At 57.8% G+C, this 18,469-nt stretch carries 23 protein-coding genes; 10 read left to right on the top strand and 13 right to left on the bottom strand.

Annotated features, from left to right (window positions below; translation table 11 throughout):
• Positions 1 to 334: 334 nt before the first annotated feature.
• Positions 335 to 637, top strand: coding sequence for a hypothetical protein (locus QLG10_RS02995; protein WP_020799069.1), 303 nt, complete (start codon positions 335 to 337; stop codon positions 635 to 637).
• Positions 638 to 929: 292 nt separating this feature from the next.
• Entirely contained in the window at positions 930 to 1,142 is a 213-nt protein-coding gene (locus tag QLG10_RS02990) for a cold-shock protein (RefSeq protein ID WP_003179963.1), read from the top strand.
• Positions 1,143 to 1,212: 70 nt separating this feature from the next.
• Here QLG10_RS02990 and QLG10_RS02985 read toward each other — a convergent pair whose 3' ends face one another.
• Together QLG10_RS02985 and QLG10_RS02980 are read right to left on the bottom strand one after the other, a co-directional pair.
• Positions 1,213 to 1,530: an I78 family peptidase inhibitor gene (locus QLG10_RS02985; RefSeq protein WP_110753868.1), complete on the bottom strand. Its 318-nt coding sequence runs from the start codon at positions 1,528 to 1,530 to the stop codon at positions 1,213 to 1,215.
• A gap of 166 nt (positions 1,531 to 1,696) precedes the next feature.
• Positions 1,697 to 2,002, bottom strand: a complete 306-nt coding sequence (locus QLG10_RS02980) for a hypothetical protein (RefSeq protein ID WP_020799071.1) — start codon at positions 2,000 to 2,002, stop codon at positions 1,697 to 1,699.
• Positions 2,003 to 2,136: 134 nt separating this feature from the next.
• On the opposite strand from QLG10_RS02980, the gene QLG10_RS02975 reads away from it, so the two are divergent.
• Positions 2,137 to 2,331 carry a hypothetical protein gene (locus tag QLG10_RS02975; RefSeq protein WP_020799072.1) on the top strand — a complete coding sequence of 65 codons (195 nt, stop codon included), beginning with the start codon at positions 2,137 to 2,139 and terminating at the stop codon, positions 2,329 to 2,331.
• A 66-nt stretch (positions 2,332 to 2,397) separates the two neighbouring features.
• On the opposite strand, the gene QLG10_RS02970 is transcribed toward QLG10_RS02975, so the two are convergent.
• The 8 genes from QLG10_RS02970 to QLG10_RS02935 form a co-directional block, all read right to left on the bottom strand.
• Positions 2,398 to 3,366, bottom strand: a complete 969-nt coding sequence (locus QLG10_RS02970) for a nucleoside hydrolase (RefSeq protein WP_282485462.1) — start codon at positions 3,364 to 3,366, stop codon at positions 2,398 to 2,400.
• Positions 3,366 to 3,770: a D-ribose pyranase gene (rbsD, locus tag QLG10_RS02965; protein WP_110753873.1), complete on the bottom strand. Its 405-nt coding sequence runs from the start codon at positions 3,768 to 3,770 to the stop codon at positions 3,366 to 3,368. The genes QLG10_RS02970 and rbsD overlap by 1 nt, the downstream gene beginning before the upstream one ends.
• Complete coding sequence (rbsK, locus tag QLG10_RS02960; RefSeq protein WP_110753875.1) at positions 3,767 to 4,684, bottom strand: ribokinase; 918 nt, start codon at positions 4,682 to 4,684, stop codon at positions 3,767 to 3,769. The genes rbsD and rbsK overlap by 4 nt, the downstream gene beginning before the upstream one ends.
• A 58-nt stretch (positions 4,685 to 4,742) precedes the next feature.
• Complete coding sequence (locus QLG10_RS02955) at positions 4,743 to 5,762, bottom strand: LacI family DNA-binding transcriptional regulator (protein WP_282485461.1); 1,020 nt, start codon at positions 5,760 to 5,762, stop codon at positions 4,743 to 4,745.
• 3 nt (positions 5,763 to 5,765) lie between these two features.
• Positions 5,766 to 6,743: an ABC transporter permease gene (locus QLG10_RS02950; RefSeq protein ID WP_282485460.1), complete on the bottom strand. Its 978-nt coding sequence runs from the start codon at positions 6,741 to 6,743 to the stop codon at positions 5,766 to 5,768.
• Positions 6,740 to 8,293 carry a sugar ABC transporter ATP-binding protein gene (locus QLG10_RS02945; RefSeq protein WP_282485459.1) on the bottom strand — a complete coding sequence of 518 codons (1,554 nt, stop codon included), beginning with the start codon at positions 8,291 to 8,293 and terminating at the stop codon, positions 6,740 to 6,742. The genes QLG10_RS02950 and QLG10_RS02945 overlap by 4 nt, the downstream gene beginning before the upstream one ends.
• Positions 8,294 to 8,346: 53 nt before the next feature.
• Positions 8,347 to 9,303 carry a sugar ABC transporter substrate-binding protein gene (locus QLG10_RS02940; protein ID WP_110753884.1) on the bottom strand — a complete coding sequence of 319 codons (957 nt, stop codon included), beginning with the start codon at positions 9,301 to 9,303 and terminating at the stop codon, positions 8,347 to 8,349.
• A gap of 158 nt (positions 9,304 to 9,461) precedes the next feature.
• The gene (locus QLG10_RS02935; RefSeq protein ID WP_110753886.1) at positions 9,462 to 9,893 is read right to left on the bottom strand and encodes a hypothetical protein; all 432 of its coding nucleotides are present in this window, start codon (positions 9,891 to 9,893) and stop codon (positions 9,462 to 9,464) included.
• A 326-nt stretch (positions 9,894 to 10,219) separates the two neighbouring features.
• Here QLG10_RS02935 and QLG10_RS02930 point away from each other — a divergent pair, with 326 nt between their 5' ends.
• The 3 genes from QLG10_RS02930 (at position 10,220) to QLG10_RS02920 (ending at position 12,427) form a co-directional block, all read left to right on the top strand.
• On the top strand, positions 10,220 to 11,308 hold the full coding sequence (locus QLG10_RS02930; protein ID WP_110753888.1) for an asparaginase: 1,089 nt from the start codon (positions 10,220 to 10,222) through the stop codon (positions 11,306 to 11,308).
• A 134-nt stretch (positions 11,309 to 11,442) separates the two neighbouring features.
• On the top strand, positions 11,443 to 11,733 hold the full coding sequence (locus QLG10_RS02925) for a DUF1654 domain-containing protein (RefSeq protein ID WP_282485458.1): 291 nt from the start codon (positions 11,443 to 11,445) through the stop codon (positions 11,731 to 11,733).
• A gap of 4 nt (positions 11,734 to 11,737) precedes the next feature.
• Positions 11,738 to 12,427, top strand: coding sequence for an endonuclease I family protein (locus QLG10_RS02920; protein ID WP_282485457.1), 690 nt, complete (start codon positions 11,738 to 11,740; stop codon positions 12,425 to 12,427).
• Between the two features lie 70 nt (positions 12,428 to 12,497).
• Here the strand turns inward: QLG10_RS02920 and QLG10_RS02915 are convergent, their stop codons facing one another.
• Complete coding sequence (locus tag QLG10_RS02915; RefSeq protein ID WP_110753892.1) at positions 12,498 to 12,863, bottom strand: SPOR domain-containing protein; 366 nt, start codon at positions 12,861 to 12,863, stop codon at positions 12,498 to 12,500.
• A 251-nt stretch (positions 12,864 to 13,114) separates the two neighbouring features.
• Between QLG10_RS02915 and csrA the strand changes: the two genes are divergently transcribed.
• Positions 13,115 to 13,306, top strand: coding sequence for a carbon storage regulator CsrA (csrA, locus tag QLG10_RS02910; RefSeq protein WP_008057174.1), 192 nt, complete (start codon positions 13,115 to 13,117; stop codon positions 13,304 to 13,306).
• Between the two features lie 95 nt (positions 13,307 to 13,401).
• Here csrA and QLG10_RS02905 read toward each other — a convergent pair whose 3' ends face one another.
• Positions 13,402 to 13,857, bottom strand: coding sequence for a DUF2214 family protein (locus QLG10_RS02905; protein ID WP_110753894.1), 456 nt, complete (start codon positions 13,855 to 13,857; stop codon positions 13,402 to 13,404).
• Between the two features lie 182 nt (positions 13,858 to 14,039).
• Here QLG10_RS02905 and QLG10_RS02900 point away from each other — a divergent pair, with 182 nt between their 5' ends.
• Positions 14,040 to 14,792, top strand: a complete 753-nt coding sequence (locus QLG10_RS02900) for a carbonic anhydrase (RefSeq protein WP_110753896.1) — start codon at positions 14,040 to 14,042, stop codon at positions 14,790 to 14,792.
• A 62-nt stretch (positions 14,793 to 14,854) separates the two neighbouring features.
• Here the strand turns inward: QLG10_RS02900 and QLG10_RS02895 are convergent, their stop codons facing one another.
• A complete protein-coding gene (locus tag QLG10_RS02895) occupies positions 14,855 to 15,049 on the bottom strand; it encodes a hypothetical protein (protein ID WP_020799087.1) in 195 nt (64 codons plus the stop codon).
• A 591-nt stretch (positions 15,050 to 15,640) separates the two neighbouring features.
• Between QLG10_RS02895 and QLG10_RS02890 the strand changes: the two genes are divergently transcribed.
• Both QLG10_RS02890 and QLG10_RS02885 read left to right on the top strand, forming a co-directional pair.
• Complete coding sequence (locus tag QLG10_RS02890; protein ID WP_282485456.1) at positions 15,641 to 16,597, top strand: site-specific integrase; 957 nt, start codon at positions 15,641 to 15,643, stop codon at positions 16,595 to 16,597.
• Positions 16,598 to 17,297: 700 nt separating this feature from the next.
• Positions 17,298 to 18,197: a helix-turn-helix domain-containing protein gene (locus QLG10_RS02885; protein ID WP_282485455.1), complete on the top strand. Its 900-nt coding sequence runs from the start codon at positions 17,298 to 17,300 to the stop codon at positions 18,195 to 18,197.
• The last annotated feature ends 272 nt before the right edge of the window (positions 18,198 to 18,469 follow it).

Below are 18,469 nucleotides of genomic sequence, written 5' to 3'. Positions count from 1 at the left end.
GTGGGTTGGGATGAGCCAGTACAAGATCCGATCCAGGCCATTCAATGACGAACGCCTGCCTTACAGCGGCAGGAGCCTTGCGGCCAACCGGAAAATCGAATCAGAGTGACTGGGATTCAAATCAGGGTTATTCGGACATCTGCCGCGGCCGGGACTGAAGGTCGACCGGCGCCTGCGAACGCCCGAGCGAGGCATGCTAGCACAGATGAACGGTCATGGCGGCGTCGAGGCCTTGCGTCGAGGCGAAACTGCGGTTTTTGTGCCAGAGTGCTGAACTTGAACCGCGTTTTACCCCTCAGATAACAAGACATTCCCCCATAAGGAGCATCCCGGCATGCGTCTAAATCGCTTATTCGCTGTAGTCGCACCCATCGTCCTGCTGCTTCCGCTGGCCGCCCACGCCGACTGGCCGAAGGGTGAGCGCGAGAAGTACATGGCCCAGTGCACCCAGGCCGCCACGCCACAGATCGGCGCCGCAGCGGCAAAATCCCACTGCGCCTGCGGCGCCGACGCTATCAAGTCGTACCCGGCCAAAGACCTGCAGGCACTGATGGACAACCAGGCCAGCGACACTCTGAAACAAGAGGCCTTGGGCAAGATAGCCAAGTGCAAGGCCGCCCCTGCGGCGAAAAAATAAGCCTGAAAACGTGCTGTAAAAGCGTTTTCAGCCGGTGAAAACCCTCGGGAAAACGCTTTTTCCTACAAATTGTGCAGGTTTTACAGGTTTTTTTCTTACCTTTACTTTGGGCTAAAAGCCTTTAAATACGGGGCTTTCAGCCCAATCAGCGAACAAAGAATGTGCGACTGCAGGGCAAACAACCGCTGCGGGGGGCTCCCAAAGCGAACATTTCGACTATGATACTCGGGTGTGCCCAGTTGGCCTGAGCAGCACAGTACTACTGAAAATATATGTTTCTTGGAGATACACCATGTCTAATCGCCAAACCGGCACCGTTAAATGGTTCAACGATGAAAAAGGCTTCGGCTTCATCACTCCTCAAGGTGGCGGTGACGACCTGTTCGTACACTTCAAAGCTATCGAAAGCGACGGTTTCAAAAGCCTGAAAGAAGGCCAGACTGTTTCCTTCGTGGCTGAGAAAGGCCAAAAGGGTATGCAAGCTGCTCAAGTTCGCCCAGAGTAATTTCCAGGCGCACTAAAAAAACCCCGTCCATGTGACGGGGTTTTTTGTGGGCGCTATAAAGCTTGTTCGATCAGCCGCAGTTGACGCGGGTGACGACCCGATTGGCATCGGTGTTGAGATTCAGGCGGTCAGAACGATACTCCAGCGTCACCATGTCGTTTGGCTGCAGGAATCGCGCGTTCTGCGCGCCTGCACGGGTGCGCGCCTGCTCGAGCAGCTGGGGCGACGCTTGCTTGCCGATGGCGAATTCGGCCGCCTTGGCCTCGCAACGGCTATGACCGGACTCAGTGGTAGTGGCCGGGTCAGTCGGCTCGGTGGTTCCCGTGCTGCAACCGGCCAGCATGGCAGCAGCCAGCACAGTACCCAATGACGCGAGCTTCCAAGGCATGACGCCTCCTTATTCGATGATTTAGCTGAATTCTTGCGACCGCCATTTCGGCGTTTGGTTTCACGGGGAGCCAGGCACCCCCGTCCTTCACAACGGACAAACGGCAAGTTTGCCTGAGCAACGCCCTGCCCTTCATCATTCAATCGTGACTGAATATGAACGGCATTCAATAAACGTCAATGTAGTCAAAGGCCGGTTTTGGCCAGTTATCCTTCAACGCATTGTAGATTTGCATGACCCAGACTTCGTCACTGGCCGCCACCCGTCCGACATAGCCAGACCCTTTCGCCCAGGTTTCCAGGCGAAACAGCAAGCCGTCGATATCGCTGCCACCCACGACACCCGAAGAAATATAGGCGATGCCGCCCTTGGTCACGCGCAATTGCGTGTGCTCATCGTCGCTGGCTGCTGCCAACATTTGGCGCACCGCTTCAAGAGTCAAGCCATCGGGAGTGTTCAAATCGATCTGCACAGCACAATCCTGGAATAGCCATCAAAGACCAAGTGTCGCATAGCCCTGCGCACATGCCTAAGTCGCAGTGCCAAAAGCATCGCAAAGTGATTAACTCGGCACTCACCATTCTCCCTGACTCCCGAGCCCTGTCCATGACCACCGTGAGCATCGAAGCCGACATCAAGATCAAATGGCCAGACGGCCATATTTCCTACAGCCCCGGTAGCCCGGAAGAGCTGGCCATCATTGGCATCGACCTGCTGGTCAAGGATCTGGGCACCGAAGCGGCACGCTCTTTTATCGACCAGATCTTCGAAAAACACTCGCGCACCGGGCATTCGCAGTGAGAGAAAGCCTCTGGGCGTGAAGGCAGCCTGGTACTCGCTTCCCTGTAAGAGCGAGCATGCTCGCCCCTACAGGCGCGCCAGGCGCTCGATCAACAAATCGAAGAAGCCTTGGGCGTCACCGCTGTCAACCCAGAAGGCGTTCTTCGGCGCGTTGAGACTGTCATACCAGTCGACGATGGTCTGGCCAAACGTCGGACCTTCGCGGCTGTCGGCCACCACGTTGACCGAACGGCCACTGAACAGCGCCGGCTTGAGCAGGTAGGCGATAACCGTGGCGTCATGCACCGGGCCACCGGGAATGCCATAGCGCTCCATGTCACCACCAATACACGCTTGCAGGATATCGCCCACCAGCTTGCCGGCCTTGTTGTTCAACGCCGCTATCTGCTCGAGGCGCGCGTCACTGGTAAGAATCTTGTGGGTCACGTCCAGCGGCAGGTAGACCAGGTCTGCGCCACTCTTGAGGACCACCTCGGCCGCGTGTGGATCGGCGAACAGGTTGAATTCGGCCACCGGCGAGATGTTACCGCCGTTGAAATGCGCACCGCCCATGACCACCACCTGCTTGATGCCCTGGACAATCTGCGGCTCGCGCAGCAGCGCCAGGGCGAGGTTGGTCTGCGGCCCCAGCATGGCGATGGTCATGCTATGGGGCGTGGCGGCCAGTAACGTGTCGATGAGGAAGTCGATCGCACTACCCTCGGCCAGCCCCCTCTTCGGCTCATGGACCACAACACCCGGCAAACCTTCCTCGCCGTGGACGTGCTCGGCATAGACAGGCTTGCGCACCAGCGGCTTCGATGCCCCGGCATACACCGGCACGTGTTCACACCCGGCCCACTCGAGGGCGAGCCGTGCATTGCGCGAGGTTTTGTCCAGGCGTACGTTGCCGGCGACGGTGGTCAATGCGCGCACGTTCAGTTCTTGCGGCGACGCCAGGGCAAACAGCAAGGCAATCACGTCGTCGGCACCGGGATCGGTATCGATAATCAAGTCGATCGGTTGTGCCGACTGGGCGCCGGTGGTGTTACTCATCAGAACGTTACCCCGGCCACCAGCACGATATTGCAATAAGGCTGGCATTCGCCGGTGCGCACAATCGCCCGCGCCTGTTGACTGAGAGCCTTGAATCGCTCATGGCTGAGCAGTTCGCGCCGCCCCAATGCACCTTCGACCTCCAGCGCGTCCAGGGTCGCCAGTACCGACGGCCGTTTCTCGAGGATTTCTTGCGCCAGCACATGGCTTTCGACCTGCATTTCGCTGAGCACGACTTTCAGGGTAGTGACGAAATCCGGAACGCCCTGGGTCAAGGCCAGGTCGATCAGTTCGACGCCTGGCGGTACGGGCAGACCCGCATCGCCGATCACCACCTTGTCGCCATGGCCCAGGGAAGCGATAAGCCGCGACAGCGCGACATTGAGTAGAGGAGTCTTTTTCATGGTGTTTTAAACGCCTGCACATCGGCCAGGGTGGGAATCGAGGGTTGCGCGCCAGCCCGGGTGACCGACAATGCGGCGCCGACCTGGCCGAAACGTATCGCTTGCGCTTCGCTCATCCCGGCCACCAACGCCGCGGCGAAGCCACCAACGAAGGTATCGCCGGCCGCCGTGGTGTCGAGCGCCTTCACGCTCGGCGCCGGGAAATGTTCGAAGCCTTTGCCATCGGCAAACAACGACCCCTGGGCGCCGAGGGTGATGATGACCTTGCCGGCGCCCATTTCGATCAGTCGAGTAGCCGCGATCTGCGCCGTTTGCAGAGAGTCCACCGGCAAGCCGCTGAGCGCTGCCGCTTCACTCTCGTTGGGAATCAGGTAGTCGATGGACGCATACCACTGCGGCGGCAGCGGTCGACTGGCCGGCGCAGGGTTGAGGATAACGGTCTTGCCCAGCTCACGACCGCGCTTGAGCGCATGGCCAACCGTTGCGTCAGGTATTTCCAGCTGACAGATGATCACATCCGCCTCCTGCAGCGCCGCATCGAAACAGCCGAGCACCGCTGGCGTCAGTGCGCCGTTGGCCCCGGCGACAATCACGATGGCGTTCTGGCTGTTGTCGTCGACCACGATCAAGGCCACGCCACTGGTACCTTCCACGGCGCTGACCGCCCGACAATCGATGCCCTCGTCCAACAATGCCTGGCGCAACACCTGGCCGTAGGCATCGCTGCCCACGCAGCCCACCATCGACACCTGCGCGCCGAGGCGCGCTGCCGCCACGGCCTGGTTCGCACCCTTGCCGCCACAGACCGTCGCAAAGGACTGGCCGATCAGTGTTTCTCCACCACGGGGCAAGCGCGACGCCCGGGTCACCAGGTCCATGTTCAAGCTGCCGACTACCACTACTTTTGCGGACATACATTACTACTCATCAAGACTGTTTCAGCGCTGCTCGGGATTTAGCGATGCTTTTCATTTAACGATACTGTGCGAACACCCCGGCCAACGGCGCGGTCGATTCGCGCAAGACGATGCTGGGGGTCACGATACGTTGTTCGGTTGCCAGGTCCGGCTTGGCAATCCGGCGCAGCAGCACCCCGGCCGCCATTTCGCCCAGTTGCAGGATCGACTGGCCCACGGTGGTCAGTGCCGGATAGACATAGCGGCTCATCTGGATATCGTCGAAGCCGATGACGGAAAGGTCCGTCGGTACGCGGATATTGCGCTCGGCGGCGGCACGCAGCACGCCGATACCGATCATGTCGTTGGCGGCGAAAATCGCACTGGGCGGATTGTTTTCCAGAAGCACAGCGGCGGCGCTGTAGCCACCAGTGCTGGTGAAATCGCTTTCGAGCATGCGCCCGCGCGCAAGACGGATACCCGCCTCTTCAAGGGCCCGGCAAAAGCCGGCCAAGCGCATCTGCGCCACACTGGTGGTTGCAGGGCCGCTGATGGTGGCGATATCCCGATGCCCCAACTCCAGCAGATGCCGCGTGGCCAGGTAGGCGCCGTACTCGTGATCGATGCGCACAAGGTCCGCGTCGACGCCTTCGAGCCCTCGGTCAACGATCACCATCGGCGTGCGTACGGCCGCCAGGCCTTGGGCCAACCCACCATCACCACCGGCCGAAGCGACGATCAGGCCGTCGATGCGCTTCTCCAGCAATACCCGCAGGTAACTGCGCTGCTTGTCCGGGTTGTCGTCCGAATTGCACAGGATCACACAGTAGCCACTTCGCTCGCAGTAGTCCTCGATACCCCGCGCCAGCTCGGCGAAATACGGGTTGAGGCTGTTGGGCACCAGCAGGCCGATGGTTGCCGTGGTCTTGGCCTTGAGGGACCGGGCGACGGCGCTGGGCACATAGTCGAGGGTCTTGATTGCGGCCTCGACCTTGACCCGTACTTCTTCACTCACCGGCCGGGTCTTGTTCACCACATGGGAAACCGTGGTGTAGGAAATCCCCGCCAATGCTGCTACATCCTTGATCGTTGCCATGACTCAGGTCCGCCGGCTTGCGCGCTGACTGCGATAAGTATCCAGCACTACCGCCACCACGATCACGGCGCCAGTGATGATGCGTTTGGTCGGCTCGGTGGCGCCGATCTGCGCCAGGCCAGCCGCCAATACCGAAATGATCAGCACGCCGAAGAAGGTGCTGATGACCGAGCCGCGCCCACCCATCAGACTGGTGCCGCCAATCACCACGGCGGCGATCACTTGCAGCTCCAGCCCGGAGCCGGCATTGGGGTCCGCCGCTTCCAGTCGAGAAATCTGGAACAGCGCGGCAATACCGGCCAGCAACCCCATCAGGCTGAACACCAGGATCTTGTAGGGCTTGGGGTTGATCCCCGCCAGGCGCACCGCCTCTTCGTTGGTGCCGATGCCGATCAGGTAGCGCCCGAACACGGTACGGGTCAACACGGCCTGGGCGATGAAAATGATCAGCAAGGCGATGATGAACGAGGGCGAAATCCCGAAGGCGATCGGATTGGACAGCCAGGCAAAGGCGTCGCCGATGTAGGCTGTGCGCGAACCGGTCATCTGGTACGCCACGCCCCGGGCCATCTCCAGCACACCCAGGGACACGATGAACGAAGGAATGCGCCAGGCCACGGTGATCGAACCGGTGACGGTCCCCGCCAACGCGGCAGCCGCCATGCCGAGCAACGCCGCCGGCAGCACGCTCCAGCCCCAACCGAGAACCGCCACGCTGACCGTCGACGCGGCCAGCGCCAACACCGACCCCACCGACAGGTCGATGCCGCCGATGATCAGCACGAAGGTCATCCCGACCGCCAGGACCATCAAGTCCGGAATCTGGTTGGCAAGGGTGCTGAAGGTGTTGTAGGAGAGGAAATGGCTGCTCAGGAGCGAGAACAGCACCACCATGGCCAGCAAGGCACCGGCCAGCCCCAGGTAAGTGCCCAGCCCATAGAAATTGCCGCTGCGTGGGCCGGCCGTAGTTACGGTTTTCATTGAAGATCCCTAGGCGCCGCTTCGTTGAGCAGCGCATCACGTTTTTGGTAGCCGGCGAACGCGGCGGCAAGCAAATCGTCCTGGGTCCAGCTGTCGCGCTCGAAGGTGTCGATCAGACGCCCCGCCGAGAGCACGCCGATGCGGTCGCAGATCAACATCAGTTCGCGCAGGTCACTGGACACCACCACCAAGGCCTTGCCCTGGCGGGTCAATTCACCGAGCAGCGCGTAAATGTCGAACTTGGCGCCGACATCGATGCCCCGGGTCGGCTCGTCAAACAGCAGCACCGAGCAATCACGCTCCAGCCAGCGACCGATGACTACCTTCTGCTGGTTACCACCGGACAACTCGGACACCAACTGCGCCGGCCCGGAACTGCGGATACGCATGGCGTCGATCTGCCGCTGGGCCAGCCCCGCTTCGGCGTCAGGATTGACCAGGCCACCGCTGGAAATAACCGGCATGTTACCCAGCGCAATGTTCGCGCCGATCGATTGCGTCAGCAGCAGGCCCTCGCCCTTGCGGTCTTCGGTGATCAAGGCGATGCCATGCCCAACCGCGTCCACCGGCGAACGGATACTCACCACCTTTGCGGGAGAACCGAGCGCCACCGTGCCGCTGTCCGCGGTGTCGGCCCCGAAGATCAATCGCAGCAATTCGGTGCGCCCTGCCCCGATCAATCCGGAAATGCCGAAGATCTCACCAGCCCGCACCTCGAAGGACACGTCACGTACTTTGTCGGCGCGGGTCAGCCCCTTGACCGTCAAGGCCGTGGCGCCGATGTCCCGCAGCCCCATGTCGATATGTTCACCCAGTTCGCGCCCGACCATCAGCGTGACCAGTTGCTCACTGTTGTAGTTGGCCATCGGCTCGACACACACCAGGTGACCGTCACGCAGGACCGCAATGCGCTGGGCCACCCGCGCAAGCTCTTCGAGGCGGTGGGAAATATAGATGATCGACACGCCCCGGGCCTGCAGGCGTGTAATCTGTTCGAAGAGCATTTCGACTTCACGGGCGGTGAGCATCGCGGTCGGCTCATCGAGGATCAGCACGTGGCAATCACCGATCAGGTTGCGCGCGATCTCGACCATCTGCTGATGACCGATGCCCAGCTCGCCCACCAGGGTGTCCGGGTCGATCGCATCGAGCCCGACCTGAGCCATGGCCTCGATCGCAGCCAGGCGCAGTTGCTTGCGATTGATCCAGCCAGCAGTGCTGGGCAGTTTGTGCAGGAACAGGTTTTCCGCCACCGACAGGGTCGGCAACAGATTGAGCTCCTGCATGACCATGCGGATCCCCAGCTCTTCGGCCTGGGTGCGACTGCCCGGGCGGTAATCGCGCCCCTGAAACTGCATCTGGCCAGTAGTCGGCGTGACCAGCCCGCCGATAATCTTCGACAACGTACTTTTGCCGGCGCCGTTCTCGCCGGTCAGCGCGAGCACCTCACCGCGCATGAGCGTGAGGTTGATGCCGGCCAGGACCGGCTGCGCGTAAGTCTTGCCAATGTCGCTGACCGAGAGGACAGCGTGCGGGGCGCTAACAGACATAAGGCTCTCCAGGCGCTCGCCGGGATGGCGAGCGTCATTGCGTCGCCGGAAATTTACTGTGTAACCAGCTCTACCGGAGTTTCGATCACGCCGTTGGCGCCGCTGTCGACTTTCTCGCCCTTGATGATCTTCAACGCGGTCTCGATGCCGAACACCGCCTGCTTGGCGGCAAACTGATCGGCGGTGGCCAGGACGCGGCCATCCTTGAGCATCGGCTTGATGGCATTGATGTTGTCGTAACCGACCACCTGGACCTGGCCAGCCTTGCCCGCGGCACGCACGGCAGACACCACGCCCACCGCCATGCTGTCGTTGCCGGCGAGCAGGGCCTTGATGTTCGGGTATTCGCTGAGCATCGAGGACGCCACCTGGTTGCCCTTGTTGATTTCCCAGTCGCCCGATTGCACGGACACGACCTTGATCTGCGCCGCCTCCATCGCATCCTTGAAACCTGCGGTACGGGCTTGGGCATTGGTGGTGGTGGACACCCCCTCGATGATGCCGACTTCGTCACCGGCCTTGAGCTTTTTGGCCAGGTACTCACCCACCAGGCGCGCGCCTTTGCGGTTATCCGGGCCTACGAACGGCACACTGATGTTCTTGCTCTTGACCACGGCCGGGTCGAGCTGGTTGTCGATGTTGATCACGGTAATGCCGGCGTCGACGGCTTTTTTGATCACCGGCACCATGGCCTTGGAATCAGCCGGCGCGATCACCAGCGCATTGACCCTCGACACAATCATTTGCTCGACGATGCGGATCTGGTTGGCCGTGTCCGTTTCGTCCTTGATGCCGTTGGAGATGAGCTCGAACTCATCGGAGTGATCTTTCTGATACGCCTTGGCGCCGTCTTCCATGGTCAGGAAGAATTCGTTGGCCAGGGACTTCATCACCAGCGCGACTTTTGGCTTTTCAGGCGCCTGTGCGAACGCCGAAGAAACAGGCAGCGCGGCGGTTGCGCCAGCCAGTATTGCGACAGCAAGAAGACGTCCAGCGAATGGCAGCTTCATGGGTTCACTCCGATCTTATGATTATTGTGAGCAACGTCGGGGCGGCATATAGAGATGTCGCAAACGTTTGCGAACCCTGACTATGCGAAGCTTGCCGGAATTTGTCAACGACCGTCATACCTCGTCCGCAGGTTGCATATAGCTACCAGCACACCTGGTCACGCCGTAGTGCTGACAATACTGCCGGAACCGGTCAACTCTTTTGCCAGGCTGGCGGCCACCTGCATCAATGCCGACAACGTATCGGCAATCTGTGACTGGAGCGCCATCACGGCCACGGCCTTGGCCTCTTCAGACTGAAAAGACGCGGCCTGGGCAGCCGCCAGTTGCTGCTGTTGCTCACGCAGTTGCTCTTGCAGTTCCTGCATGCGCTTGAGCAGCAATTGCGCCGCAACGCTTTGCTGGCTGCCGGTGCCTTCGGCGTTTTCACCCGCCTGCGCGCCCTGCTCCATTCGGACAGGCTTTTCATCCTGCACGGGCTCAACGGACTGCTGCACCGATGCCGCGTCACTCAAGGTATCTGCGGCAGCCGCTGATTTCCCGCCGATATTAACAACCGCTGAATGTGGCAAACCGACCGTCAACGACATGTGAACTCCTTGTAGATGATTCTTCACTGAAGCATCGACCTGCCGGCCGATTTCTTTAACGCCGATATTTAAATGGGAGCCGTAATCCTTTTCGGAAAGCCGAATGAAAAATCCACGAACAGTCGGAAAGCCGGACAACACAGGAAGATCGCCGCTCAACCACTTGTTTAAATTTATAAACAAATCAACGTGTTACGATTTTTTTCTGATTCCGGTTGTAACTGGTACGGGTCGTGCTTTTTCTCCTGCACCCCACGGCTTCAGATCCATTTGGGGCGCATCTAGATGAACCTGCATCAGCACCGTCACTACAAGAGAGAAAAATAATGACATCTGCTTTGAAAAACCTTATTCCGGGCACCTTGGCCCTCTTGCTGCTCCTGCCCGCCGCCCTTCAGGCAAAAGAAGTCGAAACTCAACAGAAACTGGCGAATGTCGTGGTCCTGGCGACCGGCGGCACCATCGCCGGTGCAGGCGCCAGCGCCGCCAACAGCGCCACCTATCAAGCGGCGAAAGTCGGCATCGAACAATTGATTGCCGCGGTACCGCAGCTCAGCGAACTGGCCAATGTCCGCGGCGAACAGGTCATGCAGATCGCCTCCGAAAGCATCACCAACGACAACCTGTTGCAACTGGGCCGTCGTGTTGCCGAACTGGCGGACAGCAAGGACGTCGATGGCATCGTGATCACCCACGGCACCGACACCCTGGAAGAAACCGCATATTTCCTCAACCTGGTGGAAAAAACCGACAAGCCCATCATTGTCGTGGGCTCCATGCGCCCGGGTACCGCAATGTCCGCCGACGGCATGCTGAACCTGTACAACGCCGTCGCCGTGGCCAGCAGCAAGGACGCGCGTGGCAAAGGCGTGCTGGTGACCATGAACGACGAAATCCAGTCGGGTCGCGATGTCAGCAAAATGATCAACATCAAGACCGAAGCGTTTAAAAGCGCCTGGGGCCCTCTCGGTATGGTGGTCGAAGGCAAATCCTACTGGTTCCGCCTCCCGTCCAAGCGCCACACCATGGACTCGGAATTCGACATCAAGAACATCCAGAGCTTGCCTGACGTCGAAATCGCCTACTCCTACGGCAACGTAAGCGACACCGCCTACAAGGCACTGGCCCAGTCGGGTGCCAAGGCCATCATCCATGCCGGCACCGGCAATGGCTCAGTCTCTTCCCGGGTCGTTCCAGCCTTGCAAGCCCTGCGCAAGGATGGCGTGCAGATCATCCGCTCTTCCCACGTCAATGCCGGTGGTTTTGTCCTGCGTAACGCCGAACAGCCTGACGACAAATATGACTGGGTGGTGGCGCATGACCTGAACCCGCAGAAAGCCCGGATCCTGGCGATGGTCGCGCTGACCAAGACCAATGACAGCAAAGAGCTGCAGCGGATGTTCTGGGAATATTGATTCGCCCCTCGCCCGACCGACTCCGGTCGGGCATCTCTCGTCACTCCCGCCTGACAAAAAAACTCGTTTGTTCCTACACCAATCGGTAAAAACCACTGTCAGAGGATTCTCTTGAATTTTAAGCAGTTGCGAAAATGCTTACAGTTAAATACTGTATGCACGTACAGCTTAATAAGGATAATCCTGTGGACACCACCTCCGCCTCACCAGACACCTATGTGCGCATGGGCCTGCGCGTTCAGAAAATCATCAACGGCCCAACCGCTCAAAAAGCCAGGGCAGCCCTGATCTTCCGCCTTCCAGACGAGCCCGTGGATGAATGGGAACGCCTGCTCGAAGAAATCGACGAGAACGACAACGTCACCCTCGCCTACCGCGACGATGGTGGTGTGCAGATTTTCTGGGTAGTGCCGAAGGAAGACTGAGTCGATGAGTGTCCGTTGTTTTGCCCTGCTGCTCCTGTTGCTCGCGATGGGGGCCCAGGCTGATGCGCCACGCACGTTCAGCGAGGCCAAGAAAGTCGCCTGGAAGCTGTATGCACCGCAATCCACCGAGTTTTATTGCGGCTGCAAATACACCGGTAACAAAGTGAACCTCGCGGCCTGCGGTTATGTGCCACGCAAAAACGCCAAGCGTGCCGCCCGCATCGAGTGGGAACACATTGTTCCGGCGTGGCAAATCGGGCATCAGCGCCAGTGCTGGCAGGAGGGCGGGCGTAAAAACTGTACGCGATACGACCCGACCTACCAAAAGGCCGAAGCCGACCTGCACAACCTGGTGCCCAGCATTGGCGAGGTTAATGGTGACCGCAGCAACTTCAGTTTCGGCTGGCTACCGGAGCAATCGGGCCAATACGGTTCGTGCCTGACCCAGGTCGACTTCAAGGCGAAGAAAGTCATGCCCCGCCCGTCCATTCGCGGCATGATCGCCCGAACCTATTTCTACATGAGCAAGCAATATGGTTTGCGCCTGTCGAAACAGGACCAGCAGCTGTACCAGGCATGGGACAAGACCTACCCGGTGCAAGCCTGGGAACGCCAGCGCAACCAGAGCGTTGCGTGTGTCATGGGGCGCGGCAACGAGTTCGTCGGCCCGGTCGACATGAAAGCCTGCGGCTGAACGCCAGCGGTAAAAAAAGGCCTGGGGGTTGAACACCCCAGGCCTTTTTTTTAGCCGCCCGGCTGGGCCCTCACTGAGCCGTCGGGCGCTCCAGCACCAGCACTTCGATGTTCTGTTTCTTCGCCTTGATGAGCGCGGCATTTACCTGCGCCTGTTTGGCATCGGCTTCTTCCCTGGAGTTGTAAGGCCCCATCAGGATGCGAGTCTTGCCATTTTCCCTGACCACGTTGGACATGAAGCTATGCTCGATCAGCCAGCCGCTGAGATCGCTGACGGCCTGGGGCGTTTCGCCCCGTACTTCGAGATCCCACTGTGGCCCCGCCACCTGCGCCGACGTTGTCGCCGCTGCAGGCTGCGGCTTTGGTGCCTCCTCGCGCTTGCCCTCACCGCATCCCGCCAGAGCCAATACCGCGATTGCCAAGACCATTTTGCGCACAGCGTTTCCCTCTGAATGCTTAAAGCGGGGGATTTTAGCATTCATGAATACTTCGCGAGTGCCGTAAAATGGGCGCAAAACAACGAGAATGATAGTGACGGCCTCTGTATAGTTACACCTTGGGAATTAATGCTGTATCTGCGCGTCAGAAAGAGGCACCCAAACCGTGAGACTTCGCACTAATCTATACATAACACCGACCTCTGCACTGTCCGAATCAGGTGCCCCACGAAGCAATCAAGGAGAAGACCATGCTGATACTCACCCGCAAAGTCGGTGAAAGCATAAACATTGGTGATGACATTACGATCACCATCCTGGGCGTAAGCGGCCAGCAAGTCCGGATTGGCATCAATGCCCCCAAAGACGTCGCAGTGCATCGCGAAGAAATTTACCAGCGCATTCAGGCCGGCCTGACCGCCCCGGAAAAGCCACAAACCTGAATCCTGTCGTAGTCAGTAGCCAGCCCGTTCGCCCCGCAACGACGGCTGGCTAAAGATTCCAGCGCAACACGCCTGCGCTTTCCCTTCACTTTCTGTCAGCCGAATGTGAAACCCCGCGCCATCCCGCTCGCCGCCACCATCATCAGCAACACCAGCACCGCCTCGATATGGCTGATTCGTGCAAATAGCGTTGCACGCCAGGTATCGATAGCCGCCCCACGCGACCGTGCAACCCGCCATTTGATCAACGTCACCATGGGCGCAATTTCCAGTAGCAGGATAAGCACCAACAACGTCATCTTGAGATGAAACAACGGCTGGTGCAGGTAGTAATCCGTGCCTTTTTCTAAGCCGCCAAAAGCGCGCATGCCGCCGGTAACCAGCAGGACAAGGGCAGAAATGCCCCATATGTTGTCTGCGATCAATACATCTCGAGCCTCGCCTGCGCCGACAGCCAGGCGCCGAAAAGCCGTGCCACGCACCAGGACAGCCCAGAATCCAAGCGCAAACGCCAAAAGATGAATCGCTGCGAGCAACCAGTGAGTCAGCATCGGGAAACTCCTGTAAGGACGAAGTTGAATCAGCCTGTCAGTAGTAGCCCATGAACCCGGGGTTTGCCGCAAAAACATAATGTTACAGGTCTACTAGACTCCAACACTCCAGTGCCGAGGCTCTTCGAGGCACTACGCCAACCGCTGTCATTCCCACCGAAGTGACCTGAGTACACAACATCATGTGTGAATCATGTGATTCAAACTCAACAGCAACTACCCACGAGCGTCGTCGTTTCCTTCGCCTTGCCGGATTGGGAGCAGGTGCCCTGCTATTGGCGGGCGCCTTGCCGAGCCGAATAATCCAGGCAGCCGAGAAAACCTCCGCCCCTCCAAAACCCAAAAACGTCATCAGCCCGGATGAGGCCCTGAAAAGGTTGATGGCGGGCAACGAACGCTATGTCAGCGGTAACTCCGAAACCCACGACTTCAAGGATGAGCGAGAAGCATTGGTTTCCGGTCAGAATCCTTTCGTGGCGGTGCTGAGTTGCTCTGACTCGCGCATCGCCCCGGAATACGCGTTCGATACCGCACGGGGCGATCTTTTCGCCGTTCGCCTGGCCGGCAACTTCGTCACCGACGAAGGCCTTGCAAGCCTCGAATACGGCGTGGCCGTGCTCGGCGCCCCCCTGATCCTGGTATTGGGCCATGAACGCTGCGGTGCCATCGAGGCTGGCGTTAAAGCCGTCAAGGATCACACGGTGTTCCCCGGGAAGATCCCTGCACTGACAGATGCACTCAAATCCTCTGTCGAGCAGGTCAGCGGTCGTCCAGGTGACCTGGTGGAAAACGCGACCGTGCAAAACATCAAGAACTCGATCGAACGCCTCAAGCAAGCCACGCCCCTGCTGACCGATGCGCTCAGCAAGGGCCAGCTGAAAATAGTGGGGGGCATTTATCGCCTGGCGACAGGTAAAGTCGAACTGGTTACCTGAATTGTCCAGCATGATTGCCAGGTCGCCGATGTGAAGAGCCCAGCGCGAAGGCTGGGCTCAGGTCATTTCCTGCATTCAATCATCTTGTCCGCGAGCGCCTTGGCCCTTTCAATCAACAGATTCTGCCTGTCTTCATGGGTGACCGCGCCAACGACGGGCGCCGTCAGATGGCTTTCGGCGATCAACGCGGCGCAGAAATATTGATCCCACACAGCCTTGTGATCGGATGCCTGTCTGTTCATTTGGTCGGAGATCATATGCGACTCCTTCAGATGAGATAACACTGCCTATATTACGCCTGAATCGCGGTAGCAAGGGACGGCTGTCACTTGCAGAGGTTCCAACTACAAAATCCACCGCAGCAGCACGTGGCGGGCTATCCAGGGAGACGCTTCGACCATCGTCCATTGAAGCAAAAGGCAAATGGACAGGTACGCCGCAAAGAACTTGATCGTCGCCCGCCTCCCCATCGTCACTCTCCCGCCTCAATGAACCCACGAATAGTCCGCTCGCCTGTCCTGCTTTGATGCAATTGGTTGCAGGCAGTTCAATGCGAGACGAATTGCTTTTCATTTGGGCTTGGCGGGATTGAAGCAGATCAGTAATGCGGGGGGCTTTGGCGCTTTGGGTGCGAGTTTTGAAACCACGGCTCAAATCCTGGACAACAAAAAAGGGCCCACCTTTCGGTGAGCCCTTCCAGACCGCCCAGCAGAGCGGATTTTGTTTGGTAGGCGCGATTGGACTCGAACCAACGACCCCCACCATGTCAAGGTCTGCTAGGAGCAAGGTCCAAGCCCCGCTGCTCTTGGATTTCACAGAACGCCCATTCACATCATGAGGCGTTAAAAATGGCTAATTTCCGCTTACTCCCGTCCGGCAACTGGAACGCTCAGGTACGGATTAAAGGTAAACCTCCCCAGTCGAAAACCTTCACTACGAAAGCCGAAGCAGAGTCATGGGCGAATCAGATCGAAGCCGTGACGATGGATCGCAAGCACCATACTGTATATACGCTGGGCATGACCTACTGCGAAACCATGCTCAAGGGAAAAGGCAGCTACGACCATGCCCTGAAAATCGTGGAGCATCTGGGCAGGCACTTCACCCAGCCCATTCACGAAATCACCCCGCAGATGATCAATGACTTCAAGATCATGCGATTGAAAAAGGTGAAGCCGTCCACGTGCAGGACGCAGCTCGCATTCATGTCGCGGTTTTACCGATTCGCTAAACGCGGCTTACTGATCGACATTCACAACCCGGTCAGTGACATCGCCCTGCCCAAGCCCGATAAGTCTTCAGACAAAGTAATCCGTGCAAGCGAGCTTGAGCGGCTTCTGGCGAAGCTGTCTCCGACAATGAGACTGATAGTCGAACTGGCCTACGAGACTGCGATGCGGCGATCTGAAATCCTGAAGCTGACAAAAGACTGCCTACACCTCAAGGATCGCATTGCCGATGTGATCGACGGGAAAAACGGGACAAGGTCCGTCCCCCTCACTCACCGTGCAGTGGAAATACTTCAGCTTGCTCAACTCTCGGCCACTGTGGCGGGACATGCAAACGGTCAAGTATTCACCGTCACACCACATGCCGTATCACAGGCTGTGCGATTGGCGCGAGTGAAGGCGGGCTTAGACAGCAGTGTTCGATTGCACCAGCTCAGACATACAAGAATAACGAATGTCGCAAAGAAGGGATTCAACAACGCCCAGATCATGATCGTTTCAGGGCACCGGGATACACGCTCCGTCGCACGGTACTCGCATCTGAATGTCAGGGACGTTCTTCACCTCATTGACTGATTGAATTCCCGAGACTGCCTAGCCAGAATGCATCAGTTTTGGTTGGGCAGTTCATTAGCAAACTCAGCTACTCGACGTTCCATCGCGCACCAAAAGTAGAGTTCTTTGATATCGCCGTTGCTGGCACTATTAACACAGGTCGGGGCACTACTTTGCTCCAGGTAGCAAGGCTTTGGAGCTGTGCAAATAGAAGAAATGGAAAGAGTGGAAGCATTTATAAAAGAAACCAACGCTACTTTACGGAAGTTTTAAGGAAGCAAAGAGGTAACCGACGATAAGGTTTAATAGTCGATGAGCGACACCTGCTATTCAAGCCCCTGCAAGCCCCCTATAAGCTCGCTAGAGGCTGAGGACAGCTAAACCAACCCGCATGCACGAAGCAACAACAATAACGCCATAGCAGGCCTTGCACGCTATCCTGTAGGCAAAGCTAGTTAAGCTGAAATTCTACCAACAGTTCACCCATTACTATTTTCTTGAAAGCCCATTACCGCCATGTATTATCCGCATAACCAGCCACTGAAGCTGGCACCCGCAATACCTCTCCCTATCTGATCACTACTCGCCATGTTCAAGCCAATAGGCCGCTGAGCAGAGCGGGCTTCGTGCTGTCTGCGATATGGGCTTATGCGTTCCTAACTTACAATAGCCGGAACACACCGAGGGCTTGCCTATGAAATAAACCAATAGGAATTACTATATGAAGACGAGCACTATCACAGCTACAACCATCGAATGTCCCATCCAGAAACTGCGTGAAATGATGGCAGCAGCACGCACCGCAACCATCGGGGACGCTATCTACGACAAAGTCACTAAAGAGTATTATGGTGACTATATAAGGATGCCATATTTACCAGAGCCCGCCACGGAAAAGCCTGTAGAGGCTAACCCCATCAAGGACTACTGGTACGTCGATGAAGATGGCAGCCCCCTGCCCGTGGAATGCAAAAAAACGCACTCCAGGCATCTCGCTCCAGTTGTTGAACTGATCCCGAAGCAAGCTATTGAGCAGACCGAGGCAAAGTCTAAGGCAGGAAGAAAAGCTCCGGTCATTAATAATCTGCTGGCCACCGCATTAAACGCCCTCAAGTTTGAAGGACATTCTATGGCTTGGCTGGACGACTTTGCTTTCGGGGCAATCTGTACCGGACCTGGTGTAATAAATGGTAAACACAGCGTTGCTCTCGCAGATGTGAAACGGTTGCTGCGCCTGCCCGAACTTTCAGTGGCAACAGCAGCAGAGCACCTTCTCAACCATGACAGCCAGCCGATGGGTCCGCGACAGCTACAAAGAGTGGTTGAAGCGGCAAGAACCGCTCTGCGTGGCATTGCACTGCACCTAGAACGCAACCCACAAATTCTTCGAACCGTTGATGTGGATATCGACTTCGACAAGTTCTGGGCATCCAACGACGACCAGACTAAATCAAACGCCACCGCACAGCCCCCTAAGAAGCAGCTGGCGCTAGAGATGATAAGGGAGGGAATTCCAATTAAGACCACCGCAAGGAAACTTGGCATATCCAAGAATACGGTCAAGAAGTGGGATCGCGAGGCGCAGGCAGCGGGGGTAGTGACAGGGGTCAATGATCGTTAATTAGCGACAGATATATATAGGTACATATAGAGTGAAACTCGCCATGCACAACATAGTGAACGAATCGCCAAAGCGCGACTTAGAGATTAACCACCTCTATAATCTATTAACTTTGTGACGGGAACGTCACCAATTATAACCTATGCCTCAGGCACACCTATTACAGCGCTAGTCAATTAAGGAAAAGAGGGCAAGAAGCCCTCCCTGCTTTTTGCTCTTGCTCTTGCTCTTGCTCTTGCTCTTGCTCTTGCTCTTGCTCTTGCTCTTGCTCT

Source organism: Pseudomonas sp. V98_8 (genome assembly GCF_029967975.1).
GTDB lineage: Bacteria > Pseudomonadota > Gammaproteobacteria > Pseudomonadales > Pseudomonadaceae > Aquipseudomonas > Aquipseudomonas umsongensis.
The sequence above is the reverse complement of the archived record's forward strand: the minus strand, read 5'-3'. Positions and strand labels throughout refer to the sequence as shown.

Bases quoted from the DNA above. Each gene is read 5' to 3' on its own strand.
- QLG10_RS02890 (WP_282485456.1), top strand. From the start codon at position 15,641: ATGGCTAATTTCCGCTTACTCCCGTCCGGCAACTGGAACGCTCAGGTA.
- QLG10_RS02895 (WP_020799087.1), bottom strand. From the start codon at position 15,049: ATGATCTCCGACCAAATGAACAGACAGGCATCCGATCACAAGGCTGTG.
- QLG10_RS02995 (WP_020799069.1), top strand. From the start codon at position 335: ATGCGTCTAAATCGCTTATTCGCTGTAGTCGCACCCATCGTCCTGCTG.
- QLG10_RS02885 (WP_282485455.1), top strand. From the start codon at position 17,298: ATGAAGACGAGCACTATCACAGCTACAACCATCGAATGTCCCATCCAG.
- QLG10_RS02970 (WP_282485462.1), bottom strand. From the start codon at position 3,366: ATGAGTAACACCACCGGCGCCCAGTCGGCACAACCGATCGACTTGATT.
- QLG10_RS02900 (WP_110753896.1), top strand. From the start codon at position 14,040: ATGTGTGAATCATGTGATTCAAACTCAACAGCAACTACCCACGAGCGT.
- QLG10_RS02985 (WP_110753868.1), bottom strand. From the start codon at position 1,530: ATGCCTTGGAAGCTCGCGTCATTGGGTACTGTGCTGGCTGCTGCCATG.
- rbsD (WP_110753873.1), bottom strand. From the start codon at position 3,770: ATGAAAAAGACTCCTCTACTCAATGTCGCGCTGTCGCGGCTTATCGCT.
- rbsK (WP_110753875.1), bottom strand. From the start codon at position 4,684: ATGTCCGCAAAAGTAGTGGTAGTCGGCAGCTTGAACATGGACCTGGTG.
- csrA (WP_008057174.1), top strand. From the start codon at position 13,115: ATGCTGATACTCACCCGCAAAGTCGGTGAAAGCATAAACATTGGTGAT.
- QLG10_RS02905 (WP_110753894.1), bottom strand. From the start codon at position 13,857: ATGCTGACTCACTGGTTGCTCGCAGCGATTCATCTTTTGGCGTTTGCG.
- QLG10_RS02930 (WP_110753888.1), top strand. From the start codon at position 10,220: ATGACATCTGCTTTGAAAAACCTTATTCCGGGCACCTTGGCCCTCTTG.
- QLG10_RS02925 (WP_282485458.1), top strand. From the start codon at position 11,443: ATGCTTACAGTTAAATACTGTATGCACGTACAGCTTAATAAGGATAAT.
- QLG10_RS02975 (WP_020799072.1), top strand. From the start codon at position 2,137: ATGACCACCGTGAGCATCGAAGCCGACATCAAGATCAAATGGCCAGAC.
- QLG10_RS02945 (WP_282485459.1), bottom strand. From the start codon at position 8,293: ATGTCTGTTAGCGCCCCGCACGCTGTCCTCTCGGTCAGCGACATTGGC.
- QLG10_RS02990 (WP_003179963.1), top strand. From the start codon at position 930: ATGTCTAATCGCCAAACCGGCACCGTTAAATGGTTCAACGATGAAAAA.
- QLG10_RS02920 (WP_282485457.1), top strand. From the start codon at position 11,738: ATGAGTGTCCGTTGTTTTGCCCTGCTGCTCCTGTTGCTCGCGATGGGG.
- QLG10_RS02950 (WP_282485460.1), bottom strand. From the start codon at position 6,743: ATGAAAACCGTAACTACGGCCGGCCCACGCAGCGGCAATTTCTATGGG.
- QLG10_RS02935 (WP_110753886.1), bottom strand. From the start codon at position 9,893: ATGTCGTTGACGGTCGGTTTGCCACATTCAGCGGTTGTTAATATCGGC.
- QLG10_RS02955 (WP_282485461.1), bottom strand. From the start codon at position 5,762: ATGGCAACGATCAAGGATGTAGCAGCATTGGCGGGGATTTCCTACACC.
- QLG10_RS02940 (WP_110753884.1), bottom strand. From the start codon at position 9,303: ATGAAGCTGCCATTCGCTGGACGTCTTCTTGCTGTCGCAATACTGGCT.